The sequence below is a fragment of the Streptomyces sp. YIM S03343 genome, assembly GCF_054729195.1.
On sequence record NZ_JBPUKX010000001.1, the window covers coordinates 4,188,397 to 4,205,014 of the forward strand.

The 16,618-nt window shown below is 70.8% G+C and carries 10 protein-coding genes and 1 tRNA gene; all 11 read right to left on the reverse strand.

Features of this window, described 5'->3' with window-relative positions; genetic code table 11:
• Window positions 1–470: 470 nt before the first annotated feature.
• Window positions 471–1,268, reverse strand: a complete 798-nt coding sequence (locus ACSYGN_RS17920; RefSeq protein ID WP_460396799.1) for a hypothetical protein — start codon at window positions 1,266–1,268, stop codon at window positions 471–473.
• A gap of 31 nt (window positions 1,269–1,299) precedes the next feature.
• The gene (locus tag ACSYGN_RS17925; RefSeq protein WP_460391610.1) at window positions 1,300–2,952 is read right to left on the reverse strand and encodes an IS1182 family transposase; all 1,653 of its coding nucleotides are present in this window, start codon (window positions 2,950–2,952) and stop codon (window positions 1,300–1,302) included.
• Window positions 2,953–3,051: 99 nt separating this feature from the next.
• The gene (locus ACSYGN_RS17930; RefSeq protein ID WP_460396801.1) at window positions 3,052–3,240 is read right to left on the reverse strand and encodes a hypothetical protein; all 189 of its coding nucleotides are present in this window, start codon (window positions 3,238–3,240) and stop codon (window positions 3,052–3,054) included.
• Window positions 3,241–3,499: 259 nt separating this feature from the next.
• Window positions 3,500–3,573 (reverse strand) — tRNA-Thr (locus tag ACSYGN_RS17935).
• Between the two features lie 107 nt (window positions 3,574–3,680).
• A complete protein-coding gene (locus ACSYGN_RS17940; RefSeq protein ID WP_460396804.1) occupies window positions 3,681–5,273 on the reverse strand; it encodes an alpha/beta hydrolase in 1,593 nt (530 codons plus the stop codon).
• Window positions 5,274–5,437: 164 nt separating this feature from the next.
• A complete protein-coding gene (locus tag ACSYGN_RS17945; RefSeq protein ID WP_460396806.1) occupies window positions 5,438–6,643 on the reverse strand; it encodes a DNA polymerase III subunit delta' in 1,206 nt (401 codons plus the stop codon).
• 242 nt (window positions 6,644–6,885) lie between these two features.
• Window positions 6,886–10,155 (reverse strand): dTMP kinase, encoded by a 3,270-nt coding sequence (tmk, locus tag ACSYGN_RS17950; RefSeq protein ID WP_460396808.1) that lies wholly within the window; start codon window positions 10,153–10,155, stop codon window positions 6,886–6,888.
• A 339-nt stretch (window positions 10,156–10,494) separates the two neighbouring features.
• The gene (gene topA / locus ACSYGN_RS17955) at window positions 10,495–13,329 is read right to left on the reverse strand and encodes a type I DNA topoisomerase (protein WP_460396810.1); all 2,835 of its coding nucleotides are present in this window, start codon (window positions 13,327–13,329) and stop codon (window positions 10,495–10,497) included.
• Window positions 13,330–13,695: 366 nt separating this feature from the next.
• A complete protein-coding gene (locus ACSYGN_RS17960) occupies window positions 13,696–13,893 on the reverse strand; it encodes a hypothetical protein (RefSeq protein ID WP_460396812.1) in 198 nt (65 codons plus the stop codon).
• A gap of 426 nt (window positions 13,894–14,319) precedes the next feature.
• Window positions 14,320–15,849, reverse strand: a complete 1,530-nt coding sequence (locus ACSYGN_RS17965) for a DUF7059 domain-containing protein (RefSeq protein ID WP_460403540.1) — start codon at window positions 15,847–15,849, stop codon at window positions 14,320–14,322.
• Window positions 15,850–15,880: 31 nt separating this feature from the next.
• Window positions 15,881–16,501, reverse strand: a complete 621-nt coding sequence (locus tag ACSYGN_RS17970) for a small secreted protein (protein WP_460396814.1) — start codon at window positions 16,499–16,501, stop codon at window positions 15,881–15,883.
• Between the last annotated feature and the right edge of the window lie 117 nt (window positions 16,502–16,618).

Consider the following 16,618-nt stretch of genomic DNA (forward strand, 5'->3'; position numbering starts at 1 on the left):
CGTTCCCTGTTTTCACACTGTGCCACGAGGGTCTGACAATCAGTGACCGAGCGGCCCGGAGGGGGGCAGGGCATGCTCCGGCACAAGGAGCAACAAGAGGAAGCACGCGAAGCAGCCGGGGAAGCCTGCGAGGAACACCATCTGGTTTTCACCCGCCCGGATGGTGGGGTCGGCCTCGTGATCCGTGATCCGTGATCGTGAACCGCAATCCGCAATCCGCAATCCGCAATCCGCAATCCGCAATCCGGCAGAGACTATCGTTCTTGTGGCCGTCTGACGGAGGACTGGCATTCCCGGGCGACCGAACACTCACCTACCGCAAGATCCTCCGCACCTACCAGGTCACAACCCCCACGGGCCCCCAGTCGCAAAGCGGAAGCAGCCGCCCCACGCCACTGCAACGCCGCCCCGTCCTACGACTCTGGCCAAGGCGCAGGGCAACGACACGATTGCGGCGTCTGCGCCTGGGCTCACCCCGCTCCTTCCGCTTTCGACGACGCCGACTGCATCCACGTCCCGTCCGCCAAGGCCGCCAGGACACGACGCTTGATCTCGGCGCGCTTCGGGCTGGTGACGAGCGACCTGGGTAGAAAGCCGTCGCGCTCTTCGTGCGGCCGCAGCGCGGCGCGGACGTAGGCGTACTCGGACGAGCGCCTTTCGATGAGAAGCTGGCCGACCGCGGCTTTGGCTTCGGCCGCAGCGATGGCGTGGGAGCTTTCACGCTCCCGCTCACGCAACGCGTGGGTGATCTGACGGACGTGGCGCTTGTACTCGAGACGCCGCTGCTGGATGGCCGCGAGAAAACGGCGGGCGTTGAGCACCACGGTCGCTTCCTCCAGGGGTAGGGCGTAGAAGTCCTCAGGGAGGGTTCCCAATCCATGAGGGGTTTCCGCATGCGCCCGTTCTGCGGTCATCTCCCCAAGTTCCCGCAGTGCGTTCTCCCAACGGCCCAGCATCAGGGGATGGCGCAGCACCATGTTGCGTTCTTCTTGATCCTTGGCGTCGTCGGCAGCAGCGAGTCGCACAGTTGCACCATCGGCGACGAGCAGCCTGTCGACTTCCGGAGTGCGGGGCGCGGTGATCTGGCCGCACTCATAGGCGTACTTGATCTGCTCGTGCACGTCGCGGAACGGGGGCTTCTCGACTTTGTCGCCCACGTTCCGGCGGGCACGCTCCTGCTCAAGAAGCTCCGCGTACTCGCTCGAGAATGCATTCCTCAGCCAGCCCAGGGCGGTGAGATGGGAGTTCGTACCACTCTTACGCTCCACGCTGACTCTGTCGGGGATCTTGGCGGTCTGCTCAGTCTCTGGCGGACCGCCAAGACCTCGGCCGGGGGATCCCGTGCTGGTCCAGGTAGTTCTGGAAGGCGGTCGGCCGTCGGGACGGAGGCGCTTCTCCGGTCGGCGGCCGTCGGCTGAGGCGCTCGATGTTTGCAGCGATGGCTGTGAACACGTGCTGTAAGTGGGCTTTGTGCTGTCCCCGGTAGCGGCAGTGGCGCATGCCGTGTCCGTGGGCGAGCTCGTTGATGGTGCCTTCCACTCCGGAGCGGACCGCGTAGCGAGCCTGCCATTCGGGTGTCTGCTGCTCGGCACGGACTCGGAGTTGCAGGTCACGGAGTTCTCGCGGGGGGAAGCCCACGCTCCGGGCGCTGTCGGCGGTGGTCGTGCAGCGGGTGCGGACCGGGCAGGGCCGGCACTGGCTCTTGGTGAACCGGGCCACGATCAGAGGTGCCGCCGTGGGCGAGGAAGTCGGGTAGGGGCCGTGCCAGCCCGCGCTGGTCTCGCCCTGCGGGCAGGTGACCTGCCGACGGTCGAAGTCGATGTGGAAGTCGTCGCGGCCGAACCCGTTGTTCCTGCGGTTCTGGCGGGTGGTGTTGACCGGCAGTGGTCCGGTGACCGTGACCTGGTGTTCGCGGGCTGCCTGTTCCAGATGGACCAGGGAGGTGTAGCCGCCGTCGACCAGATGCTCGGCGGGCAGCAGCCCGCGGCGCTTGAGCCGGGTGTGGATGCCGGGCAGAGCCTTCGCGTCGTAGCCGGTGGCATCGGTGGTGGCCACATCCGTGATCACGTTGACGCCGTCGGGATCGCAGGTCTCGGTGAGATGCGCGACGAACCCCTTCCAACGGGTGACGTGTCCGCGGCGCGCGTAGCGGGCCGTCGGATCGTAGGGCGAGACGACCGCGACGGACGAGGGCGGCAGCCCGCCGTCCTCCACGGTGCGCCAGCGCAGGCGCCCGGCCCCGTCACGGTAGTAGTTCTGCACCATGATCTGCCGCAGGGCCTGGACGCGGGGCCCTGACAGGCGTTCCGGCCCGTGCTGCCCGAGGTGCTCGATCAGCCGGACGGCGTCGCCTCCGGTGGCGAGGATTCTGGTCTTGGGGCGGGTGGGGTTCTTGCCCAGACGGACCGGACGGCCGTAGCGGCGCCCCCACTCCTCGTCCACCAGGCCGGCCAGCAGGTGATCAGCGGTGCCGGCCAGCTCTTCCAGCGCGGCGCGGACGGCCTCGGTGACCAGTTCCAGCCGGGTCAGGTCGCGCACCGCGGCCAGGACGTGGGTGGAGTCCGTGCGCTGGGTGGTGCGTTCGCGAACGAGACCGGCCTCCTTCAGGCGTTCGAGCGCGAGGTCGAGGAGACGGTCGGCTCGGCCGTCCTCGGTGAGACGGTCGCGGAAGTCGGCCAGCACGCTGTGGTGGAAGCCGGGATCGTCCAGTTCCATGGCCAGCGCGTATTTGAAATCGATGCGGCAGCGAACCGCTTCGGCCGCCTGCCGGTCCGACAGACCGAGCAGGAACTGGAGCACACAGACGGTGGCCAGCTGGGCGGGCGAGAGCCCTGGGCGGCCGTCGCGGGGGTACCAGTCGGCGAAGTCCTCGTCACGCCACAGCCCGCCCAGGCGGTCTCTCACCCACATCGCCGTTGTACCGCTCGGGTTGCTCGCCCGCGCCATCTGCATGGTCAGAGAAGGGACTTGCTCACCAGAACGGGCGTGAAGCGACAACGGGCACCTCGACAACTGCATCGGTCCTTGAACAGAGCCGAGCATGCCCGTTGATCATGCTGCCCCGCCGGGGATCCTCAAGATCCCCGACAGAGTCAAGCGACGGGTGCGTTGCGGAATGTAGCCGTTGGTGGCTTCCGCGATGGCTACCGTGACGAGGTTGTCGAAACTATCGGTGATCAGCGGTACGAGCTCGTCCGCCGGAATGTGTTCGACGTCTGCGAGTCTCAGCCTCTCACCCAAGCCGACCGTCCTTTGGCACGCCTCGATGTCCGGGGTGGCTGCACCGCCACCACGCCTGCACCAAAGCAGCCTATCGAGGAGGACGTTGGGCCGGGGAGCAACAACTGCAACGCTGCGGACAGCGGTCTCTGGATGACCGACGGCCGAACGTGGGCACGATCGTGGCCGTCGGCGCCGCGCGGCCCGCGTCCACCGCCGTCGGCGTATCCGCTGAACGCGAATGCCCAGGTCAGACACTGTCCGACCTGGGCATGGAAAGAGCCGCCTTCGGGATTCGAACCCGAGACCTACGCATTACGAGTGCGTTGCTCTGGCCATCTGAGCTAAGGCGGCATGCTGCCTGCACCATGGTGCGATCGGCAACATCGGAAAGTCTACACAGTTTCCGGGGGTGCTCCGACCAGGGGTCGGAGGGGTGGGATCCAGGGTAGGGGGCGAGGCTATGAGCAGCGCTTTCCGTACGCGGGCGGGGTGCCGTTGAGGAGGTATGTGTTGATCGTGGTGTCGATGCACGTGCTGCCTCGGCCGTAGGCCGTGTGGCCGTCGCCGTCGTAGGTGAGGAGGCGCGCCGAGGTGAGCTGGCTCGCGAGGGAGCGGGCCCAGGGGTAGGGGGTGGCCGGATCGCGGGTGGTGCCCACGACGATGATCGGGGCGGCGCCCCGGGCCTCGATGCGGTGCGGTTCACCCGTCGGGCGCACCGGCCAGTACGCGCAGGTCAGGGAGGCCCAGGCCAGGCCCTCGCCGAAGACCGGGGACGCCTTCTCGAAGGCCGGGAGGGCTTCCTCCACCTGGTCCGGGGCCGCGTAGGGCGCGGGGAGGTCCAGGCAGTTCACCGCGGCGTTGGCGGACATCAGGTTGGTGTAGTGGCCGTCCGCGCCGCGCTCGTAGTAGCTGTCGGAGAGGGCCAGGAGTCCGGCGCCATCGTGCTCCCGCATCGCCGAGGACAGCGCCTCGCGCAGCTGCGGCCACGCCGACTCGTCGTACATCGCCGCGATCACGCCGGTCGTGGCGAGCCCCTCACCGACTCTGCGGCCGTCCGCATCGCCCGCCGGGACGGGGTGGGCGTCCAGTGCGCGGAACAGAGTCTTGAGGGTGCGGGCCGCTTCGGGTGTGGTGGTGCCCTTGTGGCCCAGGGGGCAGTCCGCGTGCCGTACGCAGTCCTTCGCGAAGGACCGGAACGCCGTCTCGAAGCCCGCCGTCTGATCAAGGTTCATACGGCGCGCAGGCAGCGACGGGTCCATCGCACCGTCCAGCACCAGCCTGCCCACCCGGGACGGGAAGAGCCCCGCGTACGTCGCTCCGAGGAAGGTGCCGTACGACGCGCCCACATAATTCAGCCGCCGGTCGCCCAGCACCGCGCGCAGGATGTCCATGTCCCGGGCCGCCTCCACCGTGGAGACATGGCGCAGCAGGCCCGGTGAGCGGGCGCCGCAGCCTTCCGCGAACTTCTTGTACGCCGCGACGAGCGCCTCGGTCTCCCTAGCGTCGTCAGGCGTCGGGTCGGTCTGCGTGTACGTGTCCATCGCGTGCCCGTCGAGACATGTGACCGGCGCGCTGCGGGCTACGCCGCGCGGGTCCATCGCGACCATGTCGTAGCGGGCGCGCACCCCGGCGGGGTAGCCGATCCCGGCGTACTGCTCCAGATAGCCGACCGCCGAGCCGCCCGGTCCGCCCGGGTTGACCAGGAGCGAGCCCAGCGGTCTGCCCTGCGCGGTGGCCTTCTTGCGTGCCACGGCCAGCCGTACGTCGCCCGCGGTGGGCTTCGCGTAGTCGAGCGGTGCCTTCAGCGTGGCGCACTGGAAGCCCGGTACCCCGCAGTTTCGCCAGGTCAGCCGCTGCCGGTAGTACGGCGCCAGGGCGGCCGACGTCGACTTCGGCAGCGGCGTCAGCAGCGCCTGCGCTTCCCCCGCCGCCGCCGTGCCGGGCGAGGCCGTCACCGGGTTGTCGGCGGAACACCCGGTGAGCAGGAGGGCCGCGGTGGTCGCCATGGCGGCGAGGGAGGCGAGTACAGCTGGGGGCTTGCGGAGGCGCATCCGTCGAGCGTAACCCTGGGCGATCATTCGCGTACGTTCCGCAATCCTTTCCGCTCGTAAGGGTTACTGCGTCAACGTCCCGTGACCGGAGACGGCCGGGGCGTCGTGGGGTCAAGGGCGGTCGGAGACGGCCGGGGGGCGCTCTGCTGCGCCCCGCGCCTGCGTCAGCCCGATCTCAGCGCCATCGTCATCGCCTCCACCGCCAGCAGCGGTGCCACATTGCGGTCCAGAGCGTCGCGGCAGGCGGCGATCGCCTCGATGCGGCGCAGTGTGGACTCCGGGGTGCTGGAGCGGGCCAGTCGCTCCAGGGCGTCCTCCCCGTCCGCGTTGGCTATCGCCGTGCGGGAGCCGAGCTGGAGGGCCAGGACGTCACGGTAGAAGGCGGTGAGGTCGGTGAGGGCGAGGTCGAGGCTGTCACGCTGTGTGCGGGTGCGGCGGCGTTTCTGTCTCTCCTCCAGTTCCTTCATCACTCCCGCGGTGCCGCGCGGCATCCGGCCGCCCTGGGCGGCACCCAGCGCCGCCTTCAGTTCCTCGGTCTCCTTGCCGTCCCGCTCCTCGGCGAGTTGTTTGGCGTCCTCGGTGGCCGCGTCGACCAGCTCCTGGGCGGCTCTGAGGGCGCTTCCGATCTCCTCCACCCGAAGCGGCAGCTTCAGCACTGCGGCGCGGCGTTCGCGGGCCGCAGGGTCGGTGGCCAGGCGGCGGGCCCGGTCCACATGCCCCTGGGTGGCGCGGGCCATCGCTGCGGCGACGTCCGGCTCGATGCCGTCGCGGCGGACGAGCATGTCGGCCACGGCGTCAACCGACGGCGTGCGCAGGTTCAGATGGCGGCAGCGGGAGCGGATGGTCGGCAGCACGTCCTCGATCGAGGGCGCGCACAGCATCCACACCGTGCGCGGGGCGGGCTCCTCGACGGCCTTGAGGACGGCGTTGGCCGACTTCTCGTTCAGCCGCTCGGCGTCCTCGACCAGGATGATCTGCCAGCGGCCGCCCGCCGGTGCGGTGAACGACTTCCGAACGGTGTCCCGCATGTCCTCGGCCAGGATCTGCGTGCCGACGGCGGCGACCGTCGTGACATCGGCATGGGTGCCGACCAGCGCCGTATGACAGCCGTCGCAGAAGCCGCAGCCCGGGCTGCCGCCGAGGGCGCGGTCGGGGCTGACGCACTGGAGGGCGGCGGCGAAGGCACGGGCGGCCTGGTTACGGCCCGCACCGGGCGGGCCGGTGAACAGCCATGCGTGCGTCATCTTCGACGCCTCGGGCGGCGGGGCGGCGGTGGCGGCAGCGGTGACGAGCGCGTCGGCGTCGCGGGCAGCCGCGTCCAGCTGCTCGCTCACTTTCTCCTGGCCGACCAGGTCGTCCCACACGGTCATGGGTCGGACCGCCCCTTCGTCCCTCGTCCTTGTCACGCGTCAAGCGTCACGAATCACGCGTCACGAATCACGCTTCACGGTGCGTCGTCATACATCGTGGTGCGTCGTCGTGCGTCATCCATCGCCGTCCGGCGAAGATCTGTCGCCGTCCATTGTGGGGGCCACCACTGACAACGGGGTGCCGGCGACTGCTGTGAGGGCGGTGGTGACGGCGGCGCTGCGCCGCCGTCACCGGCCTCCGGTCAGTCCCGGCGTCCCCGTCCCTCGCCTCGGCCCCAGTCGTCGTGCTCGTCGTCGTCCCGCGGGCCGAGCAGTTCGTCGGCCAGCGACGGCAGGTCGTCCAGCGGCGTCTCCTCCGCCCAGTCGGGCCGCTGCCGCCTGCGCGGGGCCTCCGCCGCGGCCGGGTCGATCTGCGGCAGCTCGCGCGTGCGGTCGTCGGAGCCGTCGGGGCGCGCCGGGGCCGGGCGCTCGTCCCGGAAGTAGCCGCGGGGCAGCCGGTCCGCGAGGGCGTCCTGCGGGCCCGGCCCGACCGGCGGCAGCACCGCGGTCTCGTCCGCCGCACCCGGCCGTACGGGCGGTATCACGGCCGTCTCATCGGCGGCACCCGGCCGGACCGGAGGCAGTACGGCCGTCTCGTCCGCCGCACCTGACGGAACAGGCGTGACCGGCGGCTTCGGCAGCTTGGCCGTCACCTCGGACTCGGACTCCGCCCTGGACCCGGTCCTGCGCTCGGCCCTGGCCCCGGTCTCCCGGTCCCCGGAAGCCCCTGACCCAGCGGAACCCGCAGAACCCGCAGCCGCCTCGTCCCGCGTCACCACCGGCGCAGGCGTAGTGATCGCCTCCGCCCCGGCCGACGCCGCGACCGGCGTGTCGGTGACCGTGGGCTGCCGGGACGCCGTGTCCGCGGCGGCCGCCGCCTCCGCGGCCAGCCGGCGTGCCTCCTCCGCCCTCAGCAGCGCCTCCTCGGCCCTGCGCTGCTTCTCCAGCCTGCGTTCCTCGGCCTCACGGCGCAGCCGGGCCTCCTCCTCGGCCTGCTTGCGGCGCCGCTCCTCCTCCACCTTGCGGCGGGCTTCCTCCTCGGCGCGGGCCTTCTCCTCCGCGAGCAGCCGCTGACGCTCCTCCTCGGCGCGCCTGGCCGCCTCCTCCGCACGCTGCCTGGCCTCCTCGGCCTGCCGCTCGGCCTCGCGCCGCTGCGCCTCCTCCAGCTCGCGCCGCTTGCGCTCTTCCTCCTCGGCGCGCAGCTTCGCCAGCTGCTCCTCGCGCTCCCGCTCCAGGCGCTCCTCCTCGGCCTTGCGGGCGGCTTCCTCCTCCGCCTCGCGGCGGGCCTCCTCCTCGGCCTTGCGCCGTGCCTCCTCCTGGGCCTGTTTCTCGGCCTCGGACAGCGGCAACACGGTGTCGAGGCGGTGCCGGATCACGGTGGTGACGGCCTCGGGCTCCTGGCCCGCGTCCACGACCAGATAGCGGCCGGGATCGGCGGCGGCCAGCGTGAGGAAACCGGACCGCACGCGCGCGTGGAACTCGGCGGGCTCCGACTCCAGCCGGTCCGGGGCCTCGGTGAACCGCTCGCGGGCGGCCTCCGGCGACACGTCGAGCAGGACGGTCAGATGGGGGACGAGCCCGTTGGTCGCCCAGCGGTTGATACGGGCGATCTCGGTCGGCGAGAGGTCGCGGCCCGCACCCTGGTAGGCCACCGACGAGTCGATGTAGCGGTCCGAGATCACCACCGCGCCGCGCTCCAGGGCGGGTCGTACGACGGTGTCGACGTGCTCGGCGCGGTCCGCCGCGTACAGCAGCGCCTCCGCGCGGTGGGACAGGCCCGCCGACGACACGTCCAGCAGGATCGACCGCAGCCGCTTGCCCACCGGGGTGGCCCCGGGTTCATGGGTGAGGACGACCTCGTGGCCCTTGGACCTGATCCACTCGGCGAGCGCCCCCGCCTGGGTGGACTTCCCTGCGCCGTCGCCGCCCTCCAGGGCGATGAAGAAGCCGCCGGTCGCGGGCGTCTGTACGGGGTCGTCGCCGCCGAGCAGCGCGTCGCGCAGGTCCTGGCGCAGCGGTACGCCGGAACGGTCGTCGACCTTGGCGAGCACCAGCACGGCCACCGGCAGCAGCAGCGCGCCCACCAGCATCAGGGTGAACGCGGCTCCGCCGTGCGCGAACACGAACCGGCCGCTCTCCAGGCGGTGCCGGCCGATGAGGGCCGCCACCAGGGGGGCGAGCACCGCGCCGAGGGCCACGAGGACCCGGACGACGGTGTGCAGGTGCTCGGTCGTACGGGCGCGCCGGTAGTCCTCGGCCTCCTGGTCGAGCAGGGTGTGCCCGGTGTTGGCGGCCACACCGGCGCCGACGCCGGCCAGGGCGTCGATCAGCAGCACGCTGGTGACGTCCGGTACCAGTCCGGCCGCGAGCAGTGCGACACCGGTGAAGGCGATGGACAGTGCGAGCAGTCTGCGTCGCGACAGGGACACCAGCATCAGCGGCGCCGTACGGATGCCGATCACCACGCCGCCGGTCAGCGCGAGCACCAGCAGGCCGTACAGGACCGGGCCGCCGCCCAGGTCCGTGGCGTGCAGCACCGACACGGCGACGGCGGCGGAAATCGCCCCGGCGACGGCGGCGCAGGCGAACACCAGCAGCGGGATCGCGCCGGTACGGCCCTTGTCGGGGCCGGTGCCGGTCCTGGGGCGACGCAGGCCCTCCAGCGGGGACCGCGCGCGGGGGGTGCGGGTGTCGGGCACCTCCAGGAAGACCAGCAGGTTCAGGGACGCGGCGAACAGTCCCGCCGCGACGTACGAGCCGAGGGCCGCCTGGTGCTGGTCGAACCATTCGACGACGGTGCCGAGCAGGTTGTTGATCAGCGCGGCGGCGACGAGCGCGGCGGCGGCGAGCGGGATCGCGACGAAGGTCGTGCGCAGCGTCAGACGGCGCAGGGCGTCCATGTGGTCGGGCAGCGGCCGTACCGTGGCGCCCTCCGGGGGCGGGGCGGGCAGCAGGGCGGGCGCGGCGCTCTCCCGGCACACCGTCCACAGGCGCTCGGCGACACCGGTGACGAACACAGTGACCATGAGGACGGCCAGCGCGTTGTCCGGCGTCCAGTCGATCCACAGCGGGGCGATGAGCAGCAGTACGGCACGCAGCGCGTCGGCGCCGACCATCGTCCAGCGGCGGTCGAGCGGGCCGTCCGGCGCGGTCAGCGAGGTGAGCGGGCCGAGGAGGACGGCTCCGAACAGGAGCGTCGCCAGGATGCGCACCGCGAGGACGGACGCCACCGCGAACGCCACACCCCGGTAACCGCCGCCGAAGGAGCCCTCGGCGATGGACGCCTGGAGGGCGAGCAGGATCAGCACGAGGAGCGCGAGGGCGTCGCCGACGCCTCCCACGAGCTGCGCGCTCCACAACCGTTTCAGCTGGGGTCGGCGCAACAGTGCGCGGACGGCACGCTCTCGGGAGTCCGCGACGAGGGCGTCGTCGGGGGCCGGGTGGTGTGCCGTCGGCTGCTCGGCTCGGGTCATGCGTTCAGCCTATCGGGACTGGCTGACAGCATGCTGTCACCGTCCGAACGTGCGCACGCCCCGGTACAGAAGTGTTGCCTGGGGGCGCGCACTCGTGTACGCGCTCGGACGGCCTCGGCAGGCCGCCTACGCCTGCCGAGGCACCTCGCACACGCCGACCGAGGCACGTCGCATACCCGGCCCTGCCGAGGCACGTCGCATACCGCCACACGGCTGCACGCGCCACACGAGCCACACGAGCCACACGCGCGCCACACGAGCCACACGAGCCACACGCGCAGCGGATGCTGCCGATGCGTGCCCAGGAATGCAGCCCGTGTGCCCCCCGGCCGTCGGATGTCAGTCGTCCGCCGAGGACGCCTTGGCGGCCGTCGTCTTCCGTGCCGTCGTGGCCTTCTTCGCCGTCGTCGTCTTGGCCGCCGTCTTCTTCGCGGTGGTCTTCTTGGCCGCCGTCTTCTTGGCCGCGGTGGTCTTGGCGGCCGTCTTCTTGGCGGGCGCCTTCTTCGCGGTCTTCTTGGCGGGGCCCTTGGCGCGCTTCTCGGCGAGCAGTTCGAAGCCGCGCTCCGGGGTGATCTCCTCGACGCTGTCGCCCGAGCGCAGGGTCGCGTTGGTCTCGCCGTCGGTGACGTAAGGCCCGAACCGGCCGTCCTTGACCACCACGGGCTTCCCGCTGACCGGGTCCTCGCCCAGCTCCTTCAGCGGCGGCTTGGCTGCGGCCCGGCCCCGCTGCTTGGGCTGGGCGTAGATCGCCTGCGCCTCTTCCAGGGTGATCGTGAAGAGCTGGTCCTCGGTCTGGAGGGACCGCGAGTCCGTGCCCTTCTTCAGGTACGGGCCGTAGCGGCCGTTCTGCGCGGTGATCTCCACGCCGTCGGCGTCGGTGCCGACGACACGCGGCAGCGACATCAGCCGGAGCGCGTCCTGGAGCGTCACCGTGTCCAGGGACATCGACTTGAACAGCGAGGCCGTGCGCGGCTTGACGGCGTTCTTGCCGGTCTTCGGGGTGCCCTCGGGGAGGACCTCCGTCACGTACGGGCCGTAGCGGCCGGCCTTGGCGACGATCTGGTGGCCGGTCTCCGGGTCGGCGCCCAGTTCGAAGTCGCCGCTCGGCTTGGCGAGCAGTTCCTCCGCCAGTTCGACGGTGAGTTCGTCGGGCGCCAGGTCGTCCGGGATGTCCGCGCGCTGGTGCTGCTCGGAGTCCCGCTCACCGCGCTCGATGTACGGGCCGAACCGGCCGACACGCAGCACGATGTCGTTGCCCACCGGGAACGTGGACACCTCGCGCGCGTCGATCGCGCCCAGGTCGGTCACCAGTTCCTTGAGGCCGCCGAGGTGGTCCCCGTCGCCGTTGCCGGCGTCCGCCGCGCCGCCTTCCGCGACGCCCTCGCCGAAGTAGAACCGCTTCAGCCACGGCACAGCCCGGGCCTCGCCGCGGGCGATGCGGTCGAGGTCGTCCTCCATCCTGGCGGTGAAGTCGTAGTCGACGAGCCGCCCGAAGTGCTTCTCCAGGAGGTTGACCACGGCGAAGGACAGGAAGGACGGCACGAGGGCCGTGCCCTTCTTGAACACATAGCCGCGGTCGAGGATGGTGCCGATGATCGACGCGTAGGTCGACGGGCGGCCGATCTCGCGCTCTTCGAGCTCCTTGACCAGGCTGGCCTCGGTGTAGCGGGCCGGGGGCTTGGTGGCGTGGCCCTCGGCCGTGATCTCCCCGGCCGTCAGAGCGTCGCCCTCGGCGACCTGGGGCAGGCGGCGCTCGCGGTCGTCCAGCTCGGCGTTCGGGTCGTCGGCGCCCTCGACGTACGCCTTCAGGAAGCCGTGGAAGGTGATCGTCTTACCGGAGGCGCTGAATTCGACGTCCCGGCCGTCGGCTGCCGTGCCGCCGATCCGCACGGTCACGCTGTTGCCGGTCGCGTCCTTCATCTGGGAGGCGACGGTCCGCTTCCAGATCAGCTCGTAGAGCTTGAACTGGTCGCCGGTCAGGCCCGTCTCCGCGGGGGTGCGGAAGCGGTCGCCCGAGGGACGGATCGCCTCGTGCGCCTCTTGGGCGTTCTTGACCTTGCCGGTGTACGTGCGCGGGGCGGGCGGCAGGTAGTCGGCGCCGTAGAGCTGTGTGACCTGCGCGCGGGCGGCGGCGACAGCGGTGTCGCTGAGCGTCGTGGAGTCCGTACGCATGTACGTGATGTAGCCGTTCTCGTACAGCTTCTGGGCGACCTGCATCGTCGCCTTCGCGCCGAAGCCGAGCTTGCGGCTGGCCTCCTGCTGGAGCGTCGTCGTACGGAACGGGGCATACGGCGAGCGGCGGTACGGCTTGGACTCGACGGACCGGACGGCGAAGCGGGTGCTCTCCAGGGCGGCGGCGAGGGCGCGGGCGTTCGCCTCGTCGAGGTGGAGGGTGTTCGCACTCTTGAGTTGTCCCAGGGAGTCGAAGTCGCGGCCCTGCGCGACCCGCCTGCCGTCGACGGTCTGAAGGCGCGCGACCAGCGACGACGGGTCCGACGAGTCCCCCGCGCGGCCGGTCGCGAAGGTGCCCGTGAGGTCCCAGTACTCAGCAGAACGAAAAGCCCTGCGCTCGCGTTCCCGCTCCACGACGAGGCGTGTGGCGACCGACTGCACGCGGCCCGCCGACAGGCGCGGCATGACCTTCTTCCACAGGACCGGCGAGACCTCGTAGCCGTAGAGGCGGTCGAGGATGCGGCGGGTCTCCTGGGCGTCGACCAGCCTCTGGTTGAGCGTGCGCGGGTTGTCCACGGCCGCGCGGATGGCGTCCTTGGTGATCTCGTGGAACACCATGCGCTTGACCGGGATCTTCGGCTTGAGGACCTCCTGGAGGTGCCAGGCGATCGCCTCGCCCTCCCGGTCCTCGTCCGTCGCCAGGAAGAGCTCGTCGGAGTCCTTCAGCAGATCCTTGAGCTTCTTGACCTGCGCCTTCTTGTCGGCGTTGATCACATAGATGGGCTGGAAGTCGTGTTCGACGTCCACGCCGAGGCGGCGGACTTCTCCGGTGTACTTCTCCGGCACCTCGGCGGCGCCGTTGGGGAGGTCGCGGATGTGCCCGACGCTGGCCTCGACGATGTAGCCGGGGCCGAGATAACCCTTGATCGTCTTCGCCTTGGCAGGCGACTCCACGATGACGAGTCGGCGGCCGCCGGTTGCGGTCTCGCTGGTCGGGGACAACTTCGCTCTTCTCTCCGGTCGACGCTGGGGCCTCCCCAGGCTTCGTCCCGGGGTCGGGGCTGCTTTCATGGCTCGCTCACCTACGGGGCGCTGCACCCGGTGCCCGGACGGCGCACGTGCTCAGCCCTTGGGGCTCCGCGCGTTCGCTCTCCCGACACCGTCGCGCCTTTTCGGGTCGCTCGCATGTGACGCTGCGGAGTGTGACGGTACATCCCGCCCCCGTGTCAAACGGGGAAAGCCCGCAACGGCCACTCGAACGGTAACCCGACTACCGCCATTCCTGCCGCCCGGAGTGTCCGGCCGTTCCCGCCGTCCTGTCCGGAGCGTGACCTACCGGTTACCCGGCCGGAAGGCCGTGAGCGCAGCTCACACGTGGGTGAAGCACCACGCTCCGAGGCCCAGCGCGATCACCGCGACCGTGGTCGCGAGGGTGGCGGATGCGATCTGGTTCACACCGTGGGCCACGGGCTCACCGAGCCGGACCCGGACGACGGTCCACAGCAGCAATGCGCCTCCGAACAGGGCGAACACTGTCCCCGCGAAGATCGCCGGTCCGCTCTCCATCGCTCCCCTGCCCCTGTTCTCCGTCCGCGAGTGCCCAGCGCCGCGAGAGTCCCACGTACAGGCATCCATCGGGCGAACCGAAGGTGAACGGACGGCCAGAAGTTGCCCGAACACTTGCTCGAATCAACCTTCGGGGGCGCGCGGGAAGCGCGGGCGCCGGTGACTTTCAAGTCTTTTTTTCCGGCTGCCCCCACGGGGGACACCCGAACCACCGACGGCAGCAGACCCACTGGCACCAATCTGAGCCACCGGCATCAGCAGAACCACCGGCATCAATCAGAACAGCTGGTACCAGATTGAACACGCGCCAGCACCGGCATCACCAGAACCACCGGCGTCGCCGACGCCATTGCCACCGCCGACACCCAGTGCCACCACCGACGCCCATGGCCACCGCGACACCGACGGCCCCGCCCGGCGCCCGCCTCACCGGGCCGGTTCGAGGAACCCCTGCTCCACCAGCAGCCGGATCTGCTGCGGGGTGCGGTCGCGCAGCATCACCGGGTCCTCGCCGACGAGCTGCGCGATGGCGTCCAGGATGCGTCCAGCGCTGAGCGTGCCGTCGCACACGCCCGCGAAGCCCGCGCCGACCGTATCCACCTTGGTGGCCCGGCGCATCCCGCGGTGCTGACGCAGCACCACATGCTCCGGGTCCTCGGCACCGGGCAGCCCGACCTGCTCCTGGACGACCTCCGCGGTCAGCCTGAAGTGGCCCTCGAGCAGGGCCGCGTCGTCGTTCTCCCGGAGGTAGTCAAGGCGCTCGAAGTGCGCCCGGACCGTGTCGCCGAGCGGCTGCTCGACCGGGTGCGGCCACTCCTCCACGACGACCGACGGCTCGGCGGCGGCCGTCCGGCGCAGCGTGATCCAGCCGAAGCCGACCGCCTTGACCTTGCGCGCCTCGAACTCGTCGAGCCAAGCGTCGTACCGCGCCTGATACTCGGCGGGATCGCCGCGGTGGTCGCCCGCGTCCCTGAGCCACAGCTCGGCGTACTGGGTGACGTCCTGCACCTCGCGCTGCACGATCCACGCGTCGCACCCGCGGGGCACCCATGACCTGAGTCTGTCCTGCCAGTCCTCCCCTTCCACGTGCTGCCAGTTGGCGAGGAACTGCGCGAACCCGCCCGTGGTCAGCCGTTCCCCTGCCTGCTGAACGAGCGTGCGGCACAGATCGTCCCCGCCCATCCCGCCGTCCCGGTACGTCAGCCGGGCACCGGGCGAGATCACGAAGGGCGGGTTGGAGACGATCAGGTCGTACGACTCGTCGTCGCGGACCGGCTCGAACAGCGAGCCCTGGCGCAGATCCGCGGCAGACGCGCCGGACAGCGCCAGCGTCAGCGCCGCGATGTGCAGCGCGCGCGGGTTGACGTCGGTCGCCGTCACGCGCGTGGCGTGATGCGTGGCGTGCAGGGCCTGGATGCCGGAGCCGGTGCCGAGGTCGAGCGCGGCGGCGACGGGCGTGCGCACGGTGATCCCGGCCAGTGTCGTGGACGCGCCGCCGACACCGAGGACGACGCCCTCCTCCCGGCTGCCGATCCCGCCGGCCCCGCCGACGGCGCAGCCCAGGTCGGACGCGATGAACCAGTCCTCGCCGCCCGGCCCGCCGTAGGGCCGTACGTCCACGGTCGCGGCGACCTCGTCGCCGCCCACCCGCACCAGCCACCCCGTCTGAAGACACTCGGCGAGGGGCAGAACGGCCGCCACGCGCGCGTGGGGCACGGGCTGCTGGAGCAGGAACAGCCGTACGAGCAGTTCCAGCGGCGTGTCGCCACGGGTCGCCCTGAGGGCCGGTACGGTCTCGCTGCGGGCCAGCGCCGCGTACGCGGGGGCGCCGAGCAGGTCGAGGAGTCCGTCGGCGGTGAAGGCGGCCCCGAGGAGGGCCTCCCGCAGCCGTGTGGCGGTGTCGGGGCGGTCTGATGCGGGCAGCGTCGGCAGGGTGGCGTCGGTCACGCCCTCCATTGTCACCCGCGGCCCCGCAACAGTTCCTCGTTCAGCCCTGTGTGGCCGATGCCGAGGCGGCCACCTTCTTGCAGCTCGCCTGCTTGGCGATCGCGTCCTTGACGTCGCCCTGCTCCAGGTTCTTCAGGGCCGCGGTGCCGCTCTTGTTCTGCGCCTCCAGTGCGGTCATCTGGGTGGCGATGTCGTGCAGGCCGGTCGCGAACTTCGCCTGGTTCTTGGTGTCCAGCGCGTCGACCTTCTTCTTCAGGTCGGCGTAGGCGCTGGAGAGCTCGTTGAGGTTCTTGACGGCCTCACTCTGGCGTGCGGCACCGCCGGTGACGCCAGGGGGCCTACCGGCGCCGCTGATGGCCGTGGCGAGCGCCTTGTAGCCGTCGGACATGTCCTGGAAGGCCTGGGAGTCGGTCTTCTGGATGGTCTCCGGTGCGTTCGACGTGTTCGACGCCGCCTCGGCGATCGAGGCGTTGGCGGCCTTGATCTTGGCGTCCTGGGCGGGAACCGCGTCGCACACCTTCTTGGCCCAGGCGTCCAGTTCCTTGTTGTCCTTGGTTCCGCCGCCGCCGCTGCTGCTGCATCCCGTCAGCGCCATCACCAGTACCGCACCGCCGGACAGTGCGGCCGCGAGCTTCTTGTTCACCGGATCGGTCCCTTCCATGGCTCTCGGCCCACGGACCCTACACGCCGAGGCACCGGAGACCGTGCCCGAACGGGTTCTCCTGGAAGGTTTTGCAGTGGTTTGCACCAAGAGAGAGAAGAGTCACGGTGCGGGTGC